General features: G+C 59.1%; 17 protein-coding genes. 13 read left to right on the top strand and 4 right to left on the bottom strand.

What is annotated here, in order from left to right; genetic code table 11:
- Nucleotides 1-64 precede the first annotated feature (64 nt).
- A complete protein-coding gene (locus tag ACWIKB_RS00660; protein ID WP_475264914.1) occupies nt 65-466 on the bottom strand; it encodes a lysozyme inhibitor LprI family protein in 402 nt (133 codons plus the stop codon).
- Between the two features lie 231 nt (nt 467-697).
- Between ACWIKB_RS00660 and ACWIKB_RS00655 the strand changes: the two genes are divergently transcribed.
- From ACWIKB_RS00655 to ACWIKB_RS00600, 12 genes are all read left to right on the top strand, one after another.
- On the top strand, nt 698-1,675 hold the full coding sequence (locus ACWIKB_RS00655; protein WP_008033250.1) for a dipeptidase: 978 nt from the start codon (nt 698-700) through the stop codon (nt 1,673-1,675).
- Nucleotides 1,676-1,753: 78 nt separating this feature from the next.
- Nucleotides 1,754-2,284, top strand: a complete 531-nt coding sequence (locus ACWIKB_RS00650; protein ID WP_475264913.1) for a DUF5943 domain-containing protein — start codon at nt 1,754-1,756, stop codon at nt 2,282-2,284.
- Nucleotides 2,285-2,299: 15 nt separating this feature from the next.
- Nucleotides 2,300-4,360, top strand: coding sequence for a dimethylglycine demethylation protein DgcA (gene dgcA, locus ACWIKB_RS00645; RefSeq protein WP_475264912.1), 2,061 nt, complete (start codon nt 2,300-2,302; stop codon nt 4,358-4,360).
- Between the two features lie 163 nt (nt 4,361-4,523).
- On the top strand, nt 4,524-6,473 hold the full coding sequence (gene dgcB, locus ACWIKB_RS00640) for a dimethylglycine demethylation protein DgcB (protein ID WP_475264911.1): 1,950 nt from the start codon (nt 4,524-4,526) through the stop codon (nt 6,471-6,473).
- The gene (etfA, locus tag ACWIKB_RS00635) at nt 6,473-7,693 is read left to right on the top strand and encodes an electron transfer flavoprotein subunit alpha (RefSeq protein ID WP_475264910.1); all 1,221 of its coding nucleotides are present in this window, start codon (nt 6,473-6,475) and stop codon (nt 7,691-7,693) included. Before dgcB ends, etfA begins: the two co-directional genes overlap by 1 nt.
- Nucleotides 7,694-7,708: 15 nt before the next feature.
- The gene (etfB, locus tag ACWIKB_RS00630; RefSeq protein ID WP_403022794.1) at nt 7,709-8,479 is read left to right on the top strand and encodes an electron transfer flavoprotein subunit beta; all 771 of its coding nucleotides are present in this window, start codon (nt 7,709-7,711) and stop codon (nt 8,477-8,479) included.
- Nucleotides 8,480-8,604: 125 nt separating this feature from the next.
- Nucleotides 8,605-9,171, top strand: coding sequence for an N-acetyltransferase family protein (locus tag ACWIKB_RS00625; RefSeq protein ID WP_475264909.1), 567 nt, complete (start codon nt 8,605-8,607; stop codon nt 9,169-9,171).
- Nucleotides 9,172-10,417: 1,246 nt separating this feature from the next.
- Nucleotides 10,418-13,870, top strand: coding sequence for a GMC family oxidoreductase N-terminal domain-containing protein (locus tag ACWIKB_RS00620; RefSeq protein ID WP_475264908.1), 3,453 nt, complete (start codon nt 10,418-10,420; stop codon nt 13,868-13,870).
- 158 nt (nt 13,871-14,028) lie between these two features.
- The gene (locus tag ACWIKB_RS00615) at nt 14,029-15,897 is read left to right on the top strand and encodes a c-type cytochrome (RefSeq protein ID WP_475264907.1); all 1,869 of its coding nucleotides are present in this window, start codon (nt 14,029-14,031) and stop codon (nt 15,895-15,897) included.
- 27 nt (nt 15,898-15,924) lie between these two features.
- On the top strand, nt 15,925-17,172 hold the full coding sequence (locus tag ACWIKB_RS00610; protein ID WP_475264906.1) for a metallophosphoesterase family protein: 1,248 nt from the start codon (nt 15,925-15,927) through the stop codon (nt 17,170-17,172).
- A gap of 464 nt (nt 17,173-17,636) precedes the next feature.
- A complete protein-coding gene (locus ACWIKB_RS00605; protein WP_475264905.1) occupies nt 17,637-18,407 on the top strand; it encodes a hypothetical protein in 771 nt (256 codons plus the stop codon).
- A gap of 77 nt (nt 18,408-18,484) precedes the next feature.
- The gene (locus ACWIKB_RS00600) at nt 18,485-19,261 is read left to right on the top strand and encodes a hypothetical protein (protein ID WP_475264904.1); all 777 of its coding nucleotides are present in this window, start codon (nt 18,485-18,487) and stop codon (nt 19,259-19,261) included.
- A 68-nt stretch (nt 19,262-19,329) separates the two neighbouring features.
- Here ACWIKB_RS00600 and gbcA read toward each other — a convergent pair whose 3' ends face one another.
- Nucleotides 19,330-20,625 (bottom strand): glycine-betaine demethylase subunit GbcA, encoded by a 1,296-nt coding sequence (gbcA, locus tag ACWIKB_RS00595; RefSeq protein ID WP_475264903.1) that lies wholly within the window; start codon nt 20,623-20,625, stop codon nt 19,330-19,332.
- 284 nt (nt 20,626-20,909) lie between these two features.
- Between gbcA and gbcB the strand changes: the two genes are divergently transcribed.
- Entirely contained in the window at nt 20,910-22,010 is a 1,101-nt protein-coding gene (gene gbcB, locus ACWIKB_RS00590) for a glycine-betaine demethylase subunit GbcB (protein ID WP_475264902.1), read from the top strand.
- A 146-nt stretch (nt 22,011-22,156) separates the two neighbouring features.
- Here gbcB and ACWIKB_RS00585 read toward each other — a convergent pair whose 3' ends face one another.
- Together ACWIKB_RS00585 and ACWIKB_RS00580 are read right to left on the bottom strand one after the other, a co-directional pair.
- Complete coding sequence (locus ACWIKB_RS00585) at nt 22,157-22,981, bottom strand: SDR family oxidoreductase (RefSeq protein WP_475264901.1); 825 nt, start codon at nt 22,979-22,981, stop codon at nt 22,157-22,159.
- Between the two features lie 235 nt (nt 22,982-23,216).
- Entirely contained in the window at nt 23,217-24,257 is a 1,041-nt protein-coding gene (locus ACWIKB_RS00580) for a threonine aldolase family protein (RefSeq protein WP_475264900.1), read from the bottom strand.
- Between the last annotated feature and the right edge of the window lie 34 nt (nt 24,258-24,291).

Below are 24,291 nucleotides of genomic sequence, written 5' to 3'. Positions count from 1 at the left end.
AATAAAAGCCAGCTAATTGGCTCTTATCGCCGCTTAAGATTCTTAAGGGGCGCCACGTTGTCCATTATTCCTGCGAAATCGACTCCAAAAACTCCGACCTTTCATCACTCATCCGCGCCACGCAATCATTTTGCGCAATGGTGAAGGCCTTGCTACCGCTCGTCGCCGGGAAGGCTTCCACCGCGCAATCCGCATCACGGGTCTTCAACCATTGCTGCTGAGCAACCTTGAGTTTTTCCGTGATGTCGCTCAATTGCGCCTTGTTTTTGCCGTAAACCGACTGCAAGCGTTCGTTCAGGCCCTGGTAGTTGTCTTTGAGCAGGGTTTCGGCGGTGGTTCTGCTGTAGGCCGAGCATTCCAGGGTCTGGACGTCGTTTTCGACTGCGTCGCAGGGATTGTTGTCGGACTCTTCAGCCGCCTGTACGCCGGTCGCTATCAGTGCCAAAGCCAGGAAGATCGATTTCATTGCGTCGCCCTAAATCCAGTAAGCATCCAGTGATGCGCCGAATTCTGGCCCATGCGCAGGCCCTTGAACAGGTGCGTGATCGCTCCCGGCGACGACCCTTTGTCGCAGATTGACGCTTTCGGCAAACCCCCTGTCGTTTTTGCACCCGGCTGCCCCGGTCCTCAGGCATATGCTGGCCCCAAAGCGCCGGCACACGATTCGGCGCACGAATCGCTAATAGGGGACAGCCTGATGAGCCCAGCCGAATTGCACGCCGACAGCATCGTTATCGACGGGCTGATTATCGCCAAGTGGAACCGCGAGCTGTTTGAAGACATGCGCAAGGGCGGTCTGACTGCGGCCAACTGCACCGTGTCGGTGTGGGAGGGCTTCCAGGCCACCGTCAACAATATCGCCGCCAGCCAGAAGCTGATCCGCGAGAACAGCGACCTGGTGATTCCGGTGCGTACCACCGCCGATATCCGCAAGGCCAAGGAGCAGGGCAAGACCGGTATCCTCTTCGGCTTCCAGAATGCCCACGCCTTTGAAGACCAGATCGGCTATGTCGAGGTGTTCAAGCAGCTCGGCGTCGGTATCGTGCAGATGTGCTACAACACCCAGAACCTGGTCGGCACCGGTTGCTACGAGCGTGATGGCGGCCTGTCGGGCTTCGGTCGTGAAATCGTCGCCGAGATGAACCGCGTCGGCGTCATGTGCGACCTGTCCCACGTGGGTTCGAAAACATCTGAAGAAGTCATCCTCGAATCGAAAAAACCAGTGTGCTACTCCCACTGCCTGCCGTCGGGCCTGAAAATCCACCCGCGCAACAAATCCGATGAAGAACTGAAGTTCATCGCCGATCACGGCGGTTTCGTCGGCGTGACCATGTTCGCGCCATTCCTGGCCAAGGGCATCGATTCGACCATCGACGATTACGCCGAAGCCATCGAATACACCATGAACATCGTCGGCGAAGACGCCATCGGCATCGGCACCGACTTCACCCAGGGCCATGGCCAGGACTTCTTCGAATACCTGACCCATGACAAGGGCTACGCCCGCCGTCTGACCAGCTTCGGCAAGATCATCAACCCGCTGGGCATCCGCACCGTCGGCGAGTTCCCGAACCTGACCGAAACCCTGCTCAAGCGCGGCCACTCCGAGCGCGTGGTCCGCAAGATCATGGGCGAGAACTGGGTCAACGTCCTCAAGGACGTCTGGGGCGAATAAGCCACCGCATTTCTGAATCCTTTCCCCCGGCCGTCCGCGCCGGGGGCAAAACCCAAATTTTTCTGGAGTTAAGTTTCCATGGCCAAGATCGCCCCGCAATTGCCAATCGAAGTCGACAGCGAAACCGGTGTCTGGACCTCCGACGCCCTACCGATGCTGTATGTACCGCGTCACTTCTTCGTCAACAACCACATGGGCATCGAGGAAGTGCTGGGCGCCGAAGCCTACGCCGAAATCCTCTACAAGGCCGGCTACAAATCCGCCTGGCACTGGTGTGAGAAAGAAGCTGAATGCCACGGCCTGGAAGGCGTCGCGGTGTTCGAACACTACATGAAGCGCCTGTCGCAACGCGGCTGGGGCCTGTTCAAGATCCAGGAAATTGACCTCGACAAAGGCACCGCCAGCGTCAAGCTCGAACACTCGGCGTTCGTCTACGTGTACGGCAAGGTCGGGCGCAAGGTTGACTACATGTTCACCGGTTGGTTTGCCGGCGCCATGGACCAGATTCTTGAGGCTCGCGGCAGCAAGATTCGCACCGTTGCCGAGCAAGTCTACGGTGGCTCCGAAGAAGGCCACGACGACGGCCTGTTCACCGTCAAGCCGTTGTAAGTCGAGGAACCCGCCATGGCTTTCGAAGCAATGTTCCAGCCGATCCAGATCGGCAAACTGACCATCCGCAACCGCGTGCTCAGCACCGCGCACGCCGAGGTGTATGCCACCGACGGCGGCATGACCACCGACCGGTACGTCAAGTATTACGAAGAGAAAGCCAAGGGCGGGATCGGCCTGGCGATTTGCGGCGGTTCCTCCAGCGTGGCCATCGACAGCCCGCAAGGCTGGTGGAAATCGGTCAACCTGGCCGACGACCGGATCATCCCGCACTTCCAGAACCTGGCCGACGCCATGCACAAGCATGGCGCCAAGATCATGATCCAGATTACCCACATGGGCCGACGCTCGCGTTGGGACGGCGAGCATTGGCCAACCCTGCTGTCGCCATCGGGCATCCGTGAACCGGTGCACCGCGCGACCTGCAAAACCATCGAGCCGGAAGAAATCTGGCGGGTGATCGGTAACTACGCCAGCGCTGCGGCGCGGGCCAAGGCCGGTGGCCTGGACGGCGTTGAACTGTCCGCCGTGCACCAGCACATGATCGACCAGTTCTGGAGCCCGCGAGTCAACAAGCGTACCGACGAATGGGGCGGCAGCTTCGAGAACCGCATGCGTTTCGGCCTGGAAGTATTGAAGGCTGTGCGGGCGGAAGTCGGCCCGGATTTCTGTGTCGGCATCCGTTTGTGCGGTGACGAGTTCCACCCGGACGGCTTGTCCCACGAAGACATGAAGCAGATCGCCAAGTACTACGACGACACCGGCATGATCGACTTCATCGGTGTGGTGGGTTCGGGTTGCGACACCCACAACACCCTGGCCAACGTTATCCCCAACATGAGTTATCCACCGGAGCCGTTCCTGCATTTGGCCGCCGGTATCAAGGAAGTGGTGAAGGCTCCGGTGCTGCACGCGCAGAACATCAAGGACCCGAACCAGGCGACCCGTATTCTGGAAGGCGGCTACGTGGACATGGTCGGCATGACCCGCGCCCACATCGCCGACCCGCACCTGATCGCCAAGATCAAAATGGGCCAGGTTGACCAGATCAAACAATGCGTCGGCGCCAACTACTGCATCGACCGTCAGTACCAAGGTCTGGACGTGCTGTGCATCCAGAACGCCGCGACCTCCCGTGAATACATGGGCGTGCCACACATCATCGAGAAGTCGATCGGTGTGAAACGCAAAGTCGTGGTGGTCGGTGCCGGTCCTGCGGGGATGGAAGCCGCTCGTGTGTCGGCAGAACGTGGCCACGACGTGACCCTGTTCGAGAAGAAAGAATTTATCGGTGGGCAGATCACCACCGCCTCGAAAGCCCCGCAACGGGACCAGATCGCCGGTATCACTCGCTGGTTCCAACTGGAGCTGGCGCGCTTGAAAGTCGACCTGCGCCTGGGCGTGGCGGCCGATGCGGCGACCATTCTCGACCTGCGTCCGGACGTGGTGGTGCTTGCCGTTGGCGGTCATCCATTCCTGGAGCAGAACGAACACTGGGGCGCGGCGGAAGGCCTGGTGGTCAGCAGTTGGGACATCCTTGACGGCAAAGTTGCGCCGGGCAAGAACGTGCTGGTCTACGACACCATTTGCGAGTTCACCGGGATGTCCACCGCGGACTTCCTCGCCGACAAGGGCAGCCAGGTCGAGATCGTCACCGACGACATCAAGCCGGGCGTGGCCATCGGCGGTACGTCGTTCCCGACCTACTACCGCAGCATGTACCCGAAAGAAGTGATCATGACCGGGGACATGATGCTGGAGAAGGTCTACCGCGAAGGCGACAAGTTGGTGGCGGTGCTGGAAAACGAATACACCGGCGCCAAAGAGGAGCGGGTGGTGGACCAGGTCGTCGTCGAAAACGGCGTGCGTCCGGACGAAGAAATCTATTACGCGCTGAAGGACGCGTCGCGCAACAAGGGCCAGATGGACATCGAAGCCTTGTTCGCGATCAAGCCGCAGCCTTCGCTGAGCCAATCGGGTGACGGCTACTTGCTGTTTCGCATCGGCGACTGCGTGGCCCAGCGCAACACCCACGCGGCGATCTACGACGCCCTGCGGTTGTGCAAGGATTTCTAACGGCTTGTGGATAACCCTGTGGGAGCGGACTTGCTCGCGAAAGCGGCGGGTCAGTCGACATCGATGTTGAATGTCAGTCCGCCTTCGCGAGCAAGCCCGCTCCCACAGGAATCGAGCAAGGCATCTAGACCTGCAAGACCCCAGGTCTTTGGGAGCAACACCTATGTTGAACACCCTTCTTCCAATCCTGTTGTTCGCTGCCTTGGGCCTGGCTGTCCTGGGCGCGTTGCGGCGGGTGGCTATGTGGCGCCGGGGCCGTGCCTCGAAGGTCGACCTGATCGGCGGCCTGTTCGCCATGCCCAAGCGCTACATGGTCGATTTGCACCATGTGGTGGCGCGGGATAAATACATCGCCAACACCCACGTCGCCACGGCCGGTGGTGCGGTGGCGTCCATTGTGCTGGCGATACTGGTGCACGGTTTCGGCCTGCACAGTCGAATCCTCGGCGTTGCTCTGTTGATTGCCTCGGCGGTGATGTTCGTCGGTGCGATCTTCATGTTCTTGCGTCGTCGCAATCCCCCGGCTCGTCTTTCCAAAGGGCCATGGATGCGTTTGCCGAAAAGCCTGTTGGCGTTCTCCGCGAGTTTCTTCCTGTTGACCCTGCCGGTCGCCGGCATCCTCCCGGAAAACTTCGGCGGTTGGCTGGTGGCGGCGATTCTGGGCGTCGGTGTGTTGTGGGGCGTTAGCGAGTTGTTCTTCGGCATGACCTGGGGCGGGCCGATGAAGCACGCCTTCGCCGGTGCGCTGCACCTGGCCTGGCACCGTCGCGCTGAACGTTTTGGTGGGGGCCGTTCCACCGGTTTGAAACCTCTGGACCTGAACGACCCGACCGCACCACTGGGCGTGGAAAACCCCAAGGATTTCACCTGGAACCAACTGCTCGGCTTCGACGCCTGCGTGCAGTGCGGCAAGTGCGAAGCAGCCTGCCCGGCGTTCGCCGCCGGCCAGCCGCTGAACCCGAAAAAACTGATTCAAGACATGGTGGTCGGCCTCGCTGGCGGCACCGATGCCAATTTCGCCGGCAGCCCGTATCCGGGCAAAGCCATTGGCGAACACGCTGGCAATCCGCATCAACCGATCGTCAACGGTCTGGTCGATGCCGAAACCCTGTGGTCCTGCACCACCTGCCGCGCCTGCGTCGAGGAATGCCCGATGATGATCGAGCACGTCGATGCCATCGTCGACATGCGCCGTCACCTGACCCTGGAAAAAGGCGCGACCCCGAACAAGGGCGCCGAAGTCCTGGAAAACCTGATCGCCACCGACAACCCTGGCGGCTTTGCGCCGGGTGGGCGGATGAACTGGGCGGCGGATTTGAACCTGAATCTGATGAGCGAGAAGAAGTCCGTCGACGTGCTGTTCTGGGTCGGCGACGGTGCCTTCGACATGCGCAACCAGCGCACCTTGCGCGCCTTTGTCAAAGTGCTGAAGGCGGCCAAAGTCGACTTCGCGGTGCTCGGTCTTGAAGAACGCGACAGCGGTGACGTGGCCCGACGTCTGGGCGATGAAGCAACCTTCCAGTTGTTGGCCAAACGCAACATCCAGACCTTGGCCAAATACAGCTTCAATCGCATCGTCACCTGCGACCCGCACAGCTTCCATGTGCTGAAAAACGAATACGGCGCCTTTGACGGCAACTACCTCGTGCAGCACCACAGCACCTACATGGCCGAAATCATCGACGCTGGCGCCCTGAACCTCGGCCAGCACAAAGGCAGCAGCGTGACGTATCACGACCCGTGCTACCTCGGGCGCTACAACGGTGAATACGAGGCACCGCGCGAAGTGCTGCGTGCCCTCGGCATCGAAGTGAAGGAAATGCAACGCTCCGGTTTCCGCTCGCGCTGCTGCGGCGGTGGTGGCGGTGCGCCGATCACCGACATTCCGGGCAAGCAACGGATCCCCGACATGCGCATGGACGACATCCGCGAAACCGGTGCCGAATTGGTGGCAGTGGGTTGCCCACAATGCACCGCGATGCTCGAAGGCGTGGTCGAACCGCGTCCGCTGATCAAGGACATCGCCGAACTGGTGGCCGACGCGTTGCTCGAAGACGCTGCGCCGAGCAAGCCAAGCACCCCGGCCAAACGTGAACCTGCGGAGGCCCACTGATGAGCGACATTATCCGCCGCGACCCCCGCGCCGAATGGATTGCCCGTAACCGCTTGCACCCGCTGCACGCGGCGATGCAACCGGCGCAGCACAGCTGGATGGGGCCGAACGGCGTCATCCGCAAGAATCTGCATGGCATTGGTTTTATCGGCCCCAACGGCATCAAGCGCATCGACCGCAGTGGCGCGCAACAGGGTGGGGCGACCAAACGTTCCGCCGCTGTTGAAGTGCAATTGCCGCTGCATCAAGTGCCGGCGCCGGCGTTTTACATCAGCGTCGTACCGGACATGGTCGGTGGCCGCTTGAGCAGCCACGACCGTGATTTGCTCGGCCTCGCTCATCAACTGGCGGGCAAGGACGGCGCGGTGTTGGCCGTGGTCTTTGGCGAACATAAAGAAAACGCCTTCGCCACCGCAGGCGTCGACCGCTTGCTGGTGCTTGAGGGCGATCAGTTCAGCGGTTATGCACCGGAACAACGGGTGCAGGGCCTGCGGGCTGTGGATAACCAGTTCAGTCCGCGTCACTGGTTGCTGCCTGACAGTCGCAGCGGCGGTGGCGAACTCGGTCGGCGCTTTGCCGCTGCACTCGGCGAACGCCCGGCCACGCGGGTCTGGCAGGTCAAGGATCAGGAATGCATCGGCCGCGCCGGTGCTGGCTTGCAAGACCTTGCCCGCCCGGTTGCACGTTTGATCCTGGCTGCCGTCGAGTGTGCCGAGCCGGTCAGCGAAACCCGCCACGAAGCCTTGCCGGTGGAGTTATCCACAGCCGTGGTGCGCAGTCTGTCGCGCATCGAGGATTTGGGCGCGGTGGCGGTGGACCCGGCGGCGATTCCGATGGCCGAAGCGGAGTTCATCTTCTCCGGCGGCAACGGGGTCAAGGACTGGGGACTTTTCCACAGGACCGCCGAAGCGTTGGGCGCGACCGAAGGTGCATCCCGGGTGGCGGTGGACGATGGTTTCATGGCTCGCGACCGTCAGGTCGGCGCGTCCGGCACTTGGGTCACCGCACGGGTCTACGTGGCCGTGGGGATTTCCGGGGCGATCCAGCATCTGCAAGGCATTGGTGCTTGCGACAAGGTGGTGGCGATCAACCTCGATCCGGGCTGCGACATGATCAAACGGGCCGACCTGTCGGTGATCGGCGAGAGCGCCGAGATTCTTCAAGCCTTGATCGATGCGATGGCGGCTTATCGCAACGACGCCAAGCGCGATGCGGCTTAAGGGAAGGAAAAGGTCATGAGTACGAACGTCATCAGCCTGGTGTCCATCGGCGCCCACCCGACCTCCGGCCGGCCCCGCCGCGCCGAGCAGGACGCGCGCGCCGTGGAACTGGGCCTGCAACTGGCTGGGGATAACCTGCAAGTGCTGCATGCCGGCGACGTCGCGGAACCGGCGCTGCGTGCCTATTTGGGCATGGGCCTCGAACAACTGCATGTGCTGGAACAACCGCAAGGCGCCGACGCATTGCCGGCGTTGACTGCGTATTTGCGCGACGCCGGGGCTCAAGTGGTGCTCACTGGCAGCCAGGCGGAAACCGGTGAAGGCTCGGGCATGTTGCCGTTCCTGCTGGCGGAAAGCCTCGGCTGGCCGCTGGTGGTGGGGCTGGCTCAGGTGGAATCCATCGACGGCAATTCGGCCCTGGTGCTGCAAGCCTTGCCCCGTGGTCAGCGTCGTCGCTTGAAAGTGCGGCTGCCGTTCCTGGCGACTGTGGATAACGCTGCGCCGAAGCCTCGGCAAAGTGCCTACGGCCCGGCGCGGCGCGGGGTGTTGCAGGCTGATGAAGTCGAAGTCATCGACGATGAACTGTTGGCGGTCGCGACCCTGCAACCGGCCAAGCCACGGCCTAAACGCCTGAAAGTGATCAAGGCCAAGAGCGGCGCGGATCGCATGAAAGCCGCGACAGCCAAGGCCAGTGGTGGCGGTGGGCAAGTGCTCAAAGGCGTGACGGCGCAAGCGGGGGCTGAAGCCATCCTCAAATTGCTGATCGAAGAAGGCGTGGTTCGCTAACCGATCACCAACACCTATCTAAAAATGTGGGAGCGGGCTTGCTCGCGAAAGCGGTGTGTCAGCTGACATCAATGTTGAATGTCAGTCCACTTTCGCGAGCAAGCCCGCTCCCACAGGGGAAAGCAATGGCAGTGGAATTTCGTTCGGCCCTGCGCTCGGATGCGCGGGAGATTGCTCGCTTGTTTCAGATTTCATCAGAAGGCGCGGCAGATTACATCTGGAGCCAGCTGGCGCAGCCCGGCCAGGATTTGCTGGATGTCGGCGCCAGTCGCTACGCCCGTGACGACGTGGATTTTTCATATCAAAACTGCCTGATCGCCGAGGCCGAAGGCAACGTGGTTGGCATGTTGCACAGCTACGTGATGCGCCATGATCCCGAGGCCGCACCCGTCACCGATCCGGTGCTGGCGCCGTACGCCACGATGGAAATCCCCGACACCCTGTATATTTCGAGCCTGGCCCTGCATGAGGGCTGGCGCAATCAGGGCCTGGGCCAGCAATTCCTCGCTTACGCCTACGACCGTGCCAATCAGCTGGGCCTTAATGGCCTGAGCCTGATCGACTACGCCGCCAACACCGGTGCGCGGCGGTTCTATGAGCGGCATGGGTTTCGGGTTGTGGATACCTGCCAGATCACGCCGCATCCGATGATTCGGGTGACGGGGGAGGCGTATCTGATGTATCGCCCGTAAAGCCGAACCAAACCCCCTGTAGGAGCAAAGCTTGCTCGCGAAGAGGCCGTCACGTTCAATATTGTTGTCGCCTGACCTATCGCTATCGCGAGCAAGCTCGCTCCCACAATGGGTAGGCGGTGTGCACACCATTTGTGATCGACATAGGACCCCTGTGGGAGCGAGCTTGCTCGCGATGACGGACAGACATTCAACATCATTGTTGCCTGATATACCGCTTTCGCGAGCAAGCTCTGCTCCTACAGGTAGAGGAACATAAGACGTTTGTGGATTTATGCACAATCCCTGTTAGCGCTTCTGTGGATAACATGTTCACCCCTCGCTACACCCCATACAAACCAGGCCCTGCAAGCCTTCGTACAAAAAACAACCAGCCTAACCTACGGTTTTTTCGAGCTTTTTCTCGAGGATAACTTTGCTCGCGAGCCAATACTTGCCCCCAATCTCTGTTGGCGCTTCTGTGGATAAGATGTTCGCTGTCCGCTACAGGCCATACAAACCGGGCTTGTCAGGTGCTTGATCAAAAAACACTCAAATCACCGTTTTAAACCATTAAACCCCTCGTAAACCCCGATTTATCAAGGCTCCCCACGGTTTTCCATAGTTACGCCAAAGTTGCCCCCAAAGTCTGTTGGCGCTTCTGTGGATAAACTGTTCGCCATCCTCTACAGCCCATACAAACCGTGCTTCACAAGCCGCTGATCAAAAAACACCCAATCACCCCCGCAAACCCTGCTTCTGGATAAGTCACGGTTTTTCTTCATTATTTATCATCAAGTTTTCGTAAAAACCCACACTTGTCCCCATTAGCTGTGGGTGGAGGTGTGGATAACTTGTTCGCTAAACGCTGCAAGCCACGCCGTTTATAGCGCCGAACGCAATAGATCAGATTTCATACAGTTCTAAGGCGCTTCCTTGACTTCAAACTGACGCGTGTCTTCACTAACCAGTTACCAAGGACAGCCGCAACTTATCCACATCTGGTTCAGGGAGAACGTGTGATGGATAGCCAGACACACCGCTCGCACCCCATTCCCTGCTCGACCTGCGTCCCGGCCGTCGCGACTTCGCTGCGAAAGCGAATCCATCGCCGTGCCGCCAATCAGCGTGCGCGTCTATAGCGCCTGACTCTTTTCGATAACACCGCTTGCTGCCGCCGAATCCGTTCGGTGGCCAGGTACTCGTTCGTCCGTTGAAAGCAGGCAACCGCAGAGTTGCCCCATCCGCCTGATAGAGGGAAAGACCCATGACCCGGATCGCAACGCCCATCAGCGACATCAAGGAACATTACGACGTGATCGTCATCGGCTCCGGCTATGGCGGCGGGATCGCGGCTTCGCGCCTGTCCCGGGCCGGCAAGCGGGTTTGCCTGCTGGAGCGTGGCCGGGAGATGCAGCCCGGCGAGTACCCCAACACGATGATCGCGGCCACGGAAGAATTGCAGGTGCATGACCCGGACGGGCACATCGGCTCGCGCACCGGGTTGTTCGACCTGCACGTCAACGCCCAGCAGAACGTAGTGGTTGGGTGCGGACTCGGCGGGACGTCGCTGATCAACGCCAACGTCGCCCTGGAACCGGAACCCGGCGTATTCGACGACCCGCGCTGGCCACTCGCAGTGCGTGAACATCGCGACACCTTGCTCAAGGACGGTTACGCCCGGGCCCGGGAAATGCTCAAGCCCAATCCATATCCGAGCGCGTCACCGGTATTGCCCAAACTCGAAGCCAACAAAAAATCGGCGGATTACCTCAAGCAAGGCGCGCACTTCTACCGACCGCCGATCAACGTGACCTTCGACAAACTGCCGAACAACCTCAACCACGTCGGCGTCGAACAACTGCCGTGCAACCACTGTGGCGACTGCGTCTCTGGCTGTAACAACAAGGCCAAGAACACCACGTTGATGAACTACCTGCCGGACGCCTGGAACCACGGCGCGGAGATTTTCTGCCAGGCCGAAGTGCGGCATCTGGAGCGCGACGGCGATGGTTGGATCGTGCACTTCCAATACCTGGACAGCGGCCGCGAGAAGTTCTCGGCGCCGACGCTGTTCGTCAAAGCCGACATTGTGGTCGTTTCCGCCGGCACCTTGGGCTCTACCGAAATCCTCCTGCGCTCCCGTGACAAAGGCTTGTCCACGTCCAGCCAGCTCGGCGAAAACATGAGCGGCAACGGTGACATTCTCGGCTTCGGCCACAACTGCGAACAGCCGATCAACGGCATCGGTTTCGGCGCGCACCCGGCCAAGGAACTGCAGCCGGTCGGCCCGTGCATCACCTCGATCATCGACATGCGCACCGAAGGCGACTGGCGCAGCCGCATGGTTATCGAAGAAGGCTCGATCCCCGGCGCCCTCGGTCGGCCCATGGTGCCGAGCATGGCCGGGTTCGCCGAGCTGATCGGCAAAGCCACTGACGACAGCTTCACTGGCAAGTTGAAGTACAAGGAACGCGAAGCCGAAAGCTTCCTGCGTGGCCCGTATTACGGCGCGCTGCACAACATGCAGACGTACCTGATCATGAGTCACGACGACGGCAAGGGCCGCATGGTGCTCGACAGCAAGGATCAGCTGCGCATCGATTGGCCGGGCGTTGGCGAGCAAGAAAACGTCAAGCTCGGCAATGAGCGTCTGCACCTCAGCACCAAGGCGCTGGGCGGGGTATGGGTCGAAAATCCGATCTGGACCAAACTGCTCAAGCACAGCATCGTTTCGGTCCACCCGTTGGGCGGTTGCGTGATGGGTGAGGACGCGGGGCAGGGCGTGGTCAACCACAAGGGCCAAGTGTTCAGTGGCGCCAGTGGCACCGACGTGTACGCCGGTTTGTACGTGACTGACGGCGCGGTGATCCCGACGTCCCTGGCGGTCAATCCGCTGCTGACTATCTCGGCGGTGAGCGAGCGCAACATGGGATTACTGGCGGCTGATCGCGGTTGGACGATTGATTACACGCTGCCATCGGCACCGCGCAAACAAGTGACGCCGCCGACCCTTGGCGTGCAGTTCACCGAAACCATGAAGGGTTTCTTTTCCAAGGATTTCACCCAGCCACAAGGCACCGATCTCCCACTGTATGAAGCAGCGGCCAAACGTGGCGAATCGGAAAACTCGCCGATCGAATTCACCCTGACCATCACCGCCAACGACCTCAACCGCATGATCAAGGAGCCGGAGCACGCCGCGACGCTGGTTGGCACGCTGAATGCGCCTGGGCTGTCACCGCAACCGCTGACCGCCAGCAACGGTGTGTTCAACCTGTTCGAGCAGTACGAAGAACAGGTCGGCGTGCGCCACATGAAGTACGACATGAAACTGACCGCCGAGGACGGTCACGACTATTTCTTCAGCGCCTTCAAAACCGTGCCCGAAGACAACGGCGTGCTGAACATCTGGCACGACACCAGCACCCTCTACGTCACGCTGTATAACGGGCCGGACAAGACTGGCGCGGTAATTGGCTCCGGCGTGATGCACATCCACCCGACCGACTTCGCCAAGCAAATGACCACCATGAAGGTGCTCAATGCGCGCAACGAGCGCGAGCGCATCGAAGGGTTGGCGCGCTTCGGCAAGTTCTTCGCTGGCATCCTATGGGAGAGCTACGGCGGGGTGTTCGCGGGCGATATCTACTTCAATCCGGATGCGCCACCACGGCTGAAACGGCCACTGGATGCGCCGCCACCGAGCGTGCATTTCTTCCAGACCGAGGACAACGTCGAACTGCGCCTGACCCGATATCAGGGCGGCAGCAAAGGCCCGGTGATGCTGGTGCATGGCTTGGGCGTGGGCTCGAACATTTTTTCCACCGACACCATTCAGACCAACCTGTTGGAATTCCTGTGCAAGCACGAGTACGACGTGTGGCTGCTGGATTTGCGGGTGAGCATCCTGCTGCCTGCGAGCAAGAAGGAATGGAATGGCGACCAGATCGCCCAGTACGACTTCAAGGCGGCCATCGCGCAGATCCAGCAAGCGACCCAGGCGAAAGACGTGCAATGCGTGGTGCATTGCTACGGCGCAACGACGTTCTTTATGTCGCTGCTGGCCGGGTTGCAAGGTGTGCGCTCGGTGGTCTGTTCGCAGATTGCGGCGGATACCGTGGTGGCCACTGCGACAGGCCTGAAGGCCGGTTTGCACTTGCCGGGGATGCTCGATGCGATCGGGGTCAAATCCCTCACGGCCTACGCCGACAACAAGGAAAACTGGTTCAACAAACTCTACGACAAAGCCCTCAACGGCTACGCCCGGATCGAAGCCCAGGGCTACTGCACCAACCCGGTGTGCCACCGCATCACCTTCATGTACGCGTCGCTGTATCGCCACGACACCCTCAACGAAACCCTGCACGACAACCTGCATGAATTGTTCGGCGAATCGAACATGCAGACCTTCGAACACCTGGCGCTGATCGTGCGCAAAGGTCATCTGGTGAACTTCAAGGGCGAGGACGTCTACATGTCGCATTTCGATCGGCTGAGCATGCCGATCTGCTTCATCAGCGGTGCGGACAACCAGTGCTACCTGCCAGAAAGCACGCTCAAGACCTACGAGCGGGTGTGCAAGGTGCATGGGCCGGAACGCTATAGCCGGCAAGTGGTGCCGGGCTATGGCCATATCGACTGCATGTTCGGCAAGGACGCGGTGGTCGATGTGTACCCGATCATCCTGCAACACTTGGAAAAAACCGCTATCGGCTAGCACAAGTCCCCTGTGGGAGCGGGCTTGCTCGCGAAAGCGGTGGGTCAGTCAACAGTGATGTTGAAGCTGACGGCCCCTTCGCGAGCAAGCCCGCTCCCACAGGGATTGTGTGCACTCCACTGCTTGCGGTGTTCCGGAATAAAAAGGAAATGGATGATATGGACAGCTACATCCGCTGGTTTCAACGCTTCATCTGGCTAGGCATCGTGATGAATATGTTCTTCGCGCTGCCGGCCCTGTTCGCCCCGGCGCTGCTGACGTCGATGCTCGGCCTGCCGCCGCAACTCTCCGATCCCTGGCTGGAAAACGCCGGTATGTTGCTGGTCGGCATCAGCGTGTTCTACATGCCATCGGGTTTCAACGCGCCGCGCTTCGTGGTGCATTCGTGGTTGTGCGTGCTGTCGCGGTTGATCGCCGTGGCGTTCTGGATCTACCTGATCAATACCAGTAACCAGGCGACGGTGTTCGTGCCGATGTTCCTCGGTGATCTGAGCATGTTCCTGATCCTCGGGATCCTGCTGTACCTCGGCACCACGCCGGCCACCCGGCCATTGGCGTTGCTCTGCGACGGTTGGCGAGAATGGCGCGCGGGTTGGGCGCTGCACTGGCAAAGCCACGGCTTCAGGGTCGGCACGCTGATCGTGGTGCTGGTGCTCGGGTTTATTGGTTATGAAACCTGGTACCAGATGCTGCGGGTGGTGCCGGCGGAAAAATATGCCTCCGACGAAGACCATTACAAATACGCCGCCATCGGTCTCGGCATTGAAGCGCGGATCCCGTATTACCTGTTCGCCGTGCTGCCGCAGATGTGCCCGGAAAAACTGCCGAAACCCGGCGGCTATGAAGTGTTCGGCTTCCTCTTCGAAAACGGCAAGGACCTGCCCATCGGCATGGCCAAGCGGCAGATTGGCTACCCGACCGTGGAGCCGAATTGCGCCCTGTGCCACACCGGTTCCTACCGCGCGAATGCCGGCGACGTCGCCACACCGGTCGCCACCGCGCCGGCCAATACCCTGCAACTCCAGGCCTTCCAGTGGTTCGCCTACGATTGCGCAAGCGACCCGAAATTCACCACCGACGCGGTGATGACCGCGATCAACAGCAAATTCCAGCTCGGGTTTTTCGAGCGACTGTACAACCGCTACCTGATCATCCCGATGGCCAAGAGCGCGCTGCTCGCGCAGAAACAGGCCTACGCCTGGCAGAAGCTGCGTCCACCTCAAGGACCGGGGCGCACCGACACGTTCAACCCGACCAAAATGGTGGTGTTCGGCTTTCCGGATGACTCGACCATCGGCACCGTGGACTTGCCGCAAGTCTGGAACCAGAAACCCCGGGAGTCGCTGTACCTGCACTGGGACGGCAACAACAACGACATTCACGAGCGCAACTACGCGGCGGCGATGGCCGTAGGTGCGACGCCGGAATCGGTGCTGCCGGAAAGCTTCAACCGCGTGACCAATTGGTTGCTCGGCACCAAACCACCAGCCTGGCCGTGGGGGCTGGATCAGGCCAAGGTCGCCCAGGGCAAACCGATCTGGGACAAAAACTGCGCCGGTTGCCATGAATTCGGCCGCACCGACACCGGCCAGGTCACCACCAACATCGAAGAACTGGGCACCGATCCCCATCGGCTGGACTCGTTCACCACCGGTCTGGTGACCGCGTTCCACGGCTTCAAGAAACCGCCGTTCGACTTCAACGCCTATCGCAAGACCCAGAGCTACAGCAACACCCCCACCGACGGCATCTGGATGCGTGCGCCATACCTGCACAACGGTTCGGTGCCGACGCTGTGGGACTTGCTGCAACCACCGGAACAGCGGCCGCAGGTGTTCTTCACCGGGTCTGACGTCTACGACCAGGAAAAGGTCGGCTTCGTCACCAGCGGCGCGCAGGCCAAAGCTTCGGCGGATTTCAAATACGACACACGATTGGAAGGCAACCACAACAGCGGCCATCTGTATGGCACGCAGCTGTCGGACATCGATAAACGGGCGCTCATCGAATTCATGAAAACCCTGTGATCCCACTACGGATGGAGGAATGCCAACATGTCATTAGTCAGTCATTGGGAACATGAGTACGACAAAGTCAAAGTGCGCTTGCACGGGCTGTACACGCGACTGGAGATGTCGTGGAAAAAACTCATCAGCGAACTGGAACCCGAGGAATTCCAGGCCATTGTCGCGCTGCTGCAGCGCGGCCACGACCAGGCGCAATACGTGCTCAAGCACGGCGACTTGCCGGACGATGAACCGAGCGTGCCGTGGGAGTTGTCCCACGGCTTGTCGATCCTGCACATCGGCAACGCCACGCCGTTGCCGCAATCCACCGACGACTTGCAAACCCGGTTGCTCAAGGACGGCAGTCTGCTCGGTTGTCGCAAATGGGAACTGCTGGATTTGTTGTGGAGCGAGGCGCTGCTCAAGTGGATCGAAAACCTTCGGCATCACGCGCCGTTCGCGACCACTCCAGCGCTGATGAAAATGGACAGCGACGTGACCTTGGCAATTGCCGGCGACTGGGGCACGGGACCGTTCGACAGCCACGCCCCGGCGGTCGCGGTGGCCAACCAGATGCAACTGGCCCAGGCGGACTTCACCATTCACCTGGGGGATGTGTATTACGCCGGCACGCACTCCCAGGAAGACGTCGACATGGTCGGCTGGCCCATGGGCAAGCACGGCTCGTTCACGCTCAATTCCAACCACGAGATGTACAGCGGCGCCCATGGTTACTACAAGGAACTGGCCAAGCGCTTCCCGGCGCAGCAGGGCACCAGTTATTTCGCGTTGTACAACGACGACTGGGTGGTGATCGGGCTCGACAGCGCGTATGCCTCGGACGCGATCAACCTGTACATGGATGGCACGCTGAACAAGGAACAGATCGCCTGGATGAAAGACCTGCCCCAGCGCAAGAAAATCATGGTGCTCAGTCACCATCAGGGCTTTGATATCTCCGGGCACAACACCACGGCGCTGTTCAAAACGGTGTGTGATGCCTTGGGCCGTGAGCCGGATTATTGGTATTGGGGGCATTTGCACAACGGCATCTGCTACGCCGCTCAGGGCAGGCTGCATGCGCGGTGTGCCGGGCATGGGGCGATTCCGTATGGCAACGCCAGTGAACTGGATGGACATTCGCGGGTGTTGTGGTCGGAAACCCAGAATGCGCAGGATGAGGCGTACCCGCTGCGGGTGTTGAATGGTTATGTGAAGGTGCGGTTGGTTGGGGAGAACATCGAAGAGACGTTTATCGGTGAGGATGGGAGTGTGCGGTGGTCTTCCCGCCTATAGGAGGCGTGGAGAATGCTTTGGCGGTGCTGTGGATCGGTGCTTATGACACTGGCGCGCAGCCACCGCTGAAGTTATCGCCAATCTCCCTGAAATTAATGAAGATAACTTCCTATGAGTCTATAAAGGCACATTGACAGCTCACTACTCCGGGACTTTACTATCACTTGCAAAAAAAGCATTGGAAGGATTCCCACTGCGTACTCGCAATTCTCAAGGAGATAGAGAATGGAAACTTACCGCATGATCCTCGTTTGCATACCGCGCTTTCTCCGATATTTCCTGCCGCTGGCTTGAAACAATAGTTGCCGTCAAAAACCGATGGCGAGTTTCAATTATTTAAGTTGAATAAATATGGCCCGTAGTGAACCGCTCGCTGCCTGTGTGCGTGGTGCATTAGTGGGGCTGCCGACTCGGCTGCGGTAGAAGCGTGCGTAACTAACTTCTTAACAATATGGAGCATTGTCATGACTGTTATCGAATCTCATGTAGAACGTCTGGCCTGGATTTCCAACCTTGATATTCCGGAGGCGAGGGGAGTAAGTGCCCGCGAATTGTCAGCCACTGTTCGTGCAAATGCTGATGAAAATGGCGCCGCTGTTGTGAAGGGAAGTGTTGTTTCCTTTGTGTCCGGGCTCACCAACCAAGCCAGGGATGACGTACAAAACAGCACATTGTTGATGCAACTGGCGGCCGACAAAAAGTTTGATCCGGATAAACAGAAAGAAGATTGGTTCAAGTTTTATACCGACGGCCTGGCGAATCTCGGTTGGGGTCGTGTAGCGACCGCATACTCGGATTTTCAGCCAACCAATACAAATGTGACGATGGACCAGGTTGTTCTGGAAATTCTTGCCCAGGTCGTTGCACCGGAGTCGGCTCTTTATCTGGTGGTGTCTCAAACCTTCACGGCCTTGAAGAACAACCCAAATAATCAAGGTGCACTCAAGCTCTTTGATAACAGCAGCACCAAAAGCGGCACGGGGACCTTCCAGATTCTGCCGGTTGCCCAGGATGCGGGCGGCAACGTGATCATGGTGCTGACCTGCGTCAACGCGACCACCACCGTGCAAACCGGGAGCTTCCTGTTCTGGCACTGGAGTTCGTCGAGTTCAAGGATGTATCGGGCCGCACAGCAGATCGTCCTGAACGAGTCGGTGTATAAACAGGTACGCCAGGCCGTCATTGATAAGCTCGGCGATAACGCGAAGAACTTTGTCAAAGACCTCGACATTTAATTGACCTGATAGCGGCCCGACGATCATTCGTCGGGCTTGCTTTCTTTAACGTCATCATTATTCAAGGACGATTTGCCATGACTTTACCTGCCGCCGAAACTTATGTCGTTTCAGGTAATTTAATATCAGCCACACCTTCGGTCACAAACCAGACGGTGGTCGAAGATGTTTTTCATTCAAATCTGTTATGCCAAATGGCCGCAGATAAGAAATTCACATCGCGTTTTATTGATCCGGCTGCGTGGTTGGATTTTTATCGAACGGCGCTGGGGAATATGTTTTGGCAACTCATTAATCATAGTTCTATCAGCTACCCTATTCCCGCACTTGTTCGCTCACTTACTGTGATGAAAGTATTGGAGGCGACATTCTTCAAGACACTGGATCGGGACTTGGTTGATAGTATTGAAGAGAGTATCGGTCTATGGCTCGATTTGCCTGAGTCCAGTGCGCCATCGGTTTTGTTTAATGCCAAGACGCATACCGAACTCGTTTCTGGACAAGAATCCCCTGTGCCGCAAACGGTGTCTGTGGTTAATCTGCAAATCAGCGTCGTTCATGCGGGTAGTCGATTGTCTGTTTGCAGTGTTTATTTCAAGACGTCGGAGTCGGTGACGGCGGATATCTTTAATCAGAAGTTTGCGGTCAAGGACTTGTTGGGGAATGTCAGTGTCAGTTCGTTCAGGGCCGAGTTGATAGAATCAAGCTACGCCAGCATTAGGCAACAAATCATTGATAAGTTGGGCGAAAAAAACATCCGGGAAAATATCATGCTGATCCCGGCCAACCTGGTTCCTCCAGAAGTTCAGGCGAAAACAGGCTCCCGGCAATATCTGGACAGTCTGGATATTTGAATCGGCAGCAACGAGAAAAGGGCGCATGCGCCCTTTTTCGTTTAGTGCAGAAGAGGTCAACCGAGTCTTTAGCCCTGAACCGGAACCCCTTTGAGGTAAGGCGCAGGCTCGGCCCCAAGATTGTTCAACAGACGTTCGCTGTACCAATCCACAAAGTTCACCACGCCAAACTCGTAGGTCTTGGAGTAAGGCCCAGGTTGGTACGCGGTGGAGTTGATCCCGCGCTGGTTCTCTTCGGCCAGGCGACGGTCCTGGTCGTTGGTCGCGTCCCAGACCTGACGCATGCGGTCCACGTCGTAGTCCACGCCTTCAACCGCGTCCTTGTGCACGATCCACTTGGTGGTGACCATGGTTTCCTGGGCGCTGATCGGCCACACGGTGAACACGATGATGTGGTCGCCCATGCAGTGGTTCCACGAGTGCGGCAGGTGCAGGATGCGCATCGAACCGAGGTCCGGGTTCTTGATCCGGCCCATGAGTTTGGCGCAGCCCTGTTTGCCGTCGAGGGTCATCGACACAGTGCCCTTGAGCAGCGGCATGCGCACGATGCGGTTACGCAGGCCGAAACTGGCGTGGGCGTAAGGAATCTTCTCGGCTTCCCACGCAGCGGCAGAGGCGGCGACGTGGTCCTTGAACGCCTGGTCGGCGCGCGGGTCGGTGACGTCGTCCCATTCCAGCAGGGTTTTCAGCAGTTCCGGGTGCGACGCGTTGCAGTGGTAGCACTCGCGGTTGTTTTCCAGCACCAGTTTCCAGTTGGCCTTTTCCATCAAGGTGGTGGTAATCGCCACCTTGGTGTTCTCCATGTCGTACGGTTCCATGTAATGGTTCAGCGTAGACAGGAAGTCATCAATGGCTGGCGGGTTCTCCGACAGGCTGATGAAGATGTAGCCGCCAGCGGTCTTCACGTTCACTGGCTTGAGGCCGTATTGCTTCATGTCGAAGTCGGCGCCCATTTCGGTGCCGGCGAACAGCAGGCGACCGTCCAGCTCATACGTCCACTGGTGGTAATGGCAGACGAGTTTGGCGACTTTGCCTTTTTCACTGGTGCACAGACGCGAGCCACGGTGACGGCAAACGTTGTGGAACGCATGAATCACGCCTTCGGCGCCGCGAATCACGATGATCGGGTTCTTGCCGACTTGCAGGGTCAGGTAGTTGCCCTTGGTCGGGATTTCGCAAGCCATGCCGGCGATCAACCACTCTTTCTGGAAGATCTCCTGCATATCGATATCAAACAGCCGCTCGTCAGAGTAAAACGGCTGCGGCAGCGAGAAAGTGCGCTCGCGTTCTTGCAGCATCTGCGCGGTGGCCTTGCGTGCGGGTTCCAGCGGATCGCCCAGGCTGATATTTGCGGTGACGTCCATCGATTTGATCCTCAAGGCCATTCTGTGTGGCCGGCGAAAAGTGGCTAATCAGGTTTGCTACGCAAGGTGTAAAGAATCTGTCGTTGTGTGGAGCGAGTGTGGGGCCGGCGCACGCCAGAACCTTATCCATGGGCGACATGGCCCAATCTGTTCCCGACGCGCAACCCCCGGTAGTTGGGGGCTGGTCGCGATAAGTATGTGAATGTCGCAGATAGGTAAATGGGTGGCTCGCGCTATACGCAGAATCGCCAACATAAGGCCGACCATCGGCGGTGGAGAACAGCATGTCCAACAGCTTCCTGAATCCGGTAACCACCCAGACCTGGGCCAATGGTCGACACATCGTCCGTTGCGTCAAAGTCATCCAGGAAACCTGGGACGTGCGCACCTTCTGCTTTATGGCCGATCAGCCGATCCTGTTCTTCTTCAAGCCCGGGCAATTCGTGACCCTGGAGCTGGAAATCGACGGCGTGCCGATCATGCGCTCCTATACCATTTCCAGCTCGCCGTCGGTGCCGTACAGCTTTTCGGTGACGATCAAGCGCGTACCGGGCGGCAAGGTTTCCAACTGGCTGCACGACACCCTGCATGAAGGCCAGGAGCTGGCGGTGCACGGGCCGGTCGGGCTGTTCAACGCCATGGACTTCACTGCGCCGAAAGTCTTGTACCTCAGTGGCGGTGTCGGGATCACGCCAGTCATGTCCATGGCGCGCTGGTTCTACGACACCAACGGCAACGTCGACATGGTGTTTATCCACAGCGCCCGCTCGCCCAAAGACATCATTTACCACCGCGAGCTGGAACACATGGCGTCGCGGATCGACAACTTCAGCCTGCACCTGATCTGTGAGAAACACGGTCTGGGCGAGCCGTGGGCCGGTTATCGCGGCTACCTGAACCACAAGATGCTCGAACTGATGTCCCCGGACTTCATGGAGCGCGAAGTGTTCTGCTGCGGCCCGACGCCGTACATGAACGCGGTCAAACGCATGCTCGAAGCGGCCGGCTTCGACATGTCCCGCTATCACGAGGAATCCTTCGGCGCCACGCCACCGGAAGCCCGTGCCGATGCGGTGGAACAAGCCGAAATCGCTGCCGATGCGCCGGAAGTCGATCTGGCGGACCTGCATCAGGTCGAATTCATCTCGTCCGGCAAGAGCATTCGTGTGGCTCCGGGTGAAACCGTGCATGCGGCGGCGGCCAAGCTTGGTTTGCTGATTCCGAAGGCCTGCGGGATGGGGATTTGCGGGACGTGCAAGGTGTTGAAGCTGGGCGGCGAGGTCGAGATGGACCACAACGGCGGGATTACCGAGGAAGACGAAGCCGAGGGTTACATCCTGTCGTGCTGCAGCGTGCCGAAGGGCGATGTGCGGATCGAGTTCTGATAGCCGCCCAATAACCCTGTAGGAGCTGTGTAGGAGCTGTCGAGTGAAACGAGGCTGCGATCTTTTGATCTTGATCTTTAAAAAATCAAAGTCAAAAGATCGCAGCCTCGTTTCACTCGACAGCTCCTACAGGGTGTTGTGGATATTCAGTCGACAAACAGATCCGGCATCAGCTTGTCGGTAGAATCCGGTTCAAACCGATACCCCGCAAACTCCGTCACCCCGTGTTCCCGCAAAATCTCCTCATCAATCAACAACCGCCCGGTGATGCTGCGGCCATTGCTGTCCAGAATGATGTGCGCGGCATCCGCCATGATTGCCGGCGTTCGCGCATGTTTAAAGGATTCCCGCGAGCCAAGCTGAAACTCGATGGCAGCCGTGGCGATCATCGTCTGCGGCCATAGCGAATTAACGCTGATGCCGTAATTGGCGAATTCCTCACTCATCCCCAGCGTGAGCATGCTCATGCCGTATTTGGTCACGGTGTAGGGGCTGTATTGCGCAAACCATTTCGTCGCCAGATTCAGCGGCGGCGACAGGTTGAGAATATGGCCATTGGATTTTTTCAGATAAGGCAGGGCCGCCTGACTGCACAACAACACCGCACGGGTGTTGATCTGATGCATCAGGTCGAAGCGCTTGAGTTCAATGTGCTGAACCCCCGTCAACTTGATCGCCCCGGCGTTGTTGATCAGTGCATCAATCCCACCGAAATGCTCATTGGCCCGGGCCAGCGCCTCCCGCACCGCGACTTCATCGCGCACATCCACCTGCAACGCCAGCGCCTTGCCGCCTGCGTCTTCGACTTCCTTGGCCACACTGAAAATCGTACCGGGCAGCTTGGGATGCGCCTCGGCACTCTTGGCCGCAATCACAATATTGGCCCCGTCCCGCGCGGCCCGCAGCGCAATCTCGCGCCCAATGCCACGGCTGGCACCAGTGATGAACAGGGTTTTGCCTTGTAAGGACATGCGTGCGCTCCTGATTATTATTCTCTGAGCAAGTGGAATGGCTCGCCAGACAATGTAGACGAAGTCTTCAGGTATACGCGGTCACTGTGGCGAGGGAGCTTGCTCCCGCTGGGCTGCGAAGCGGCCCCAACTGCTGAGAATGCGGTCTGTCTGGCAGACCGCATTGGCTGGTTTTACGACGGCTTCGCCGCCGAGCGGGAGCAAGCTCCCTCGCCACAGGGGATCGGGTTGCTGCTTAGCGGGACATGACTTCGCGGATGTCTGCCGCCAATTCGCGTACGCGCTCTTCTTCGGTGTCCCACGAGCACATGAAGCGGGCGCCGCCGTTGCCGATGAAGGTGTAGAAGCGCCAGCCCTTGGCGGTCAGTGCGGCGATGGCCGGTTCCGAGAGTTGCAGGAACACGCCGTTGGCTTGCACAGGGAACATCAGTTCCACGCCTTGGATATCGCTGACCAGTTCTGCCAGCAGTTGTGCGCAGTGGTTGGCGTGTTTGGCGTATTTGAGCCAGGCGTGGTTTTCCAGGATGCCGACCCACGGGGCCGAGAGGAAGCGCATCTTCGAAGCCAGTTGCCCGGCCTGTTTGCAGCGGTAGTCGAAGTCTTCCGCCAGTTTGTGGTTGAAGAACAGAATCGCCTCGCCCACGGCCATGCCGTTTTTCGTGCCGCCGAAGCACAACACATCGACGCCGGCCTTCCAGGTCAGGTCCGCCGGAGAGCAACCGAGGAACGCGCAGGCATTGGAGAAGCGCGCGCCGTCCATGTGCAGGTTCAGGCCCAGCTCTTTACAGGTGACGCTGATGGCGCGGATTTCTTCCGGGGTGTAGACGCTGCCGACTTCAGTGGCTTGGGTCAGGGTCACGACGCGAGGTTTCGGGTAGTGGATGTCCTGGCGTTTGAGCGCCACTTCGCGGATCGATTCCGGGGTCAGCTTGCCGTTTTCGGTGCGAGCGACCAGCAGTTTGGAACCGTTGGAAAAGAATTCCGGCGCGCCGCATTCGTCGGTTTCGACGTGGGCGGTTTCCGAGCAGATCACGCTGTGGTAACTCTGGCACAGCGACGACAGCGCCAGCGAGTTGGCCGCAGTGCCGTTGAACGCGAAGAACACCTCGCAGTCGGTTTCAAACAGTTTGCGGAAATCGTCGGACGCGCGAGCGGTCCATTCATCGTCGCCGTAAGCGCGCTGGTGGCCGTGGTTGGCCTGTTCCATGGCTGCCCAGGCTTCAGGGCAGATACCGGAATAGTTGTCGCTGGCAAATTGTTGGCTCTTATCGGTCATGGCCTGATTCCGTGTTCAAGACCCTTATGGTGAA

It is taken from the genome of Pseudomonas sp. 5Vm1k, assembly GCF_056161485.1.
Note: the sequence above shows the minus strand (reverse complement) of the source record. Positions and strands in the feature narration are given on the sequence as shown.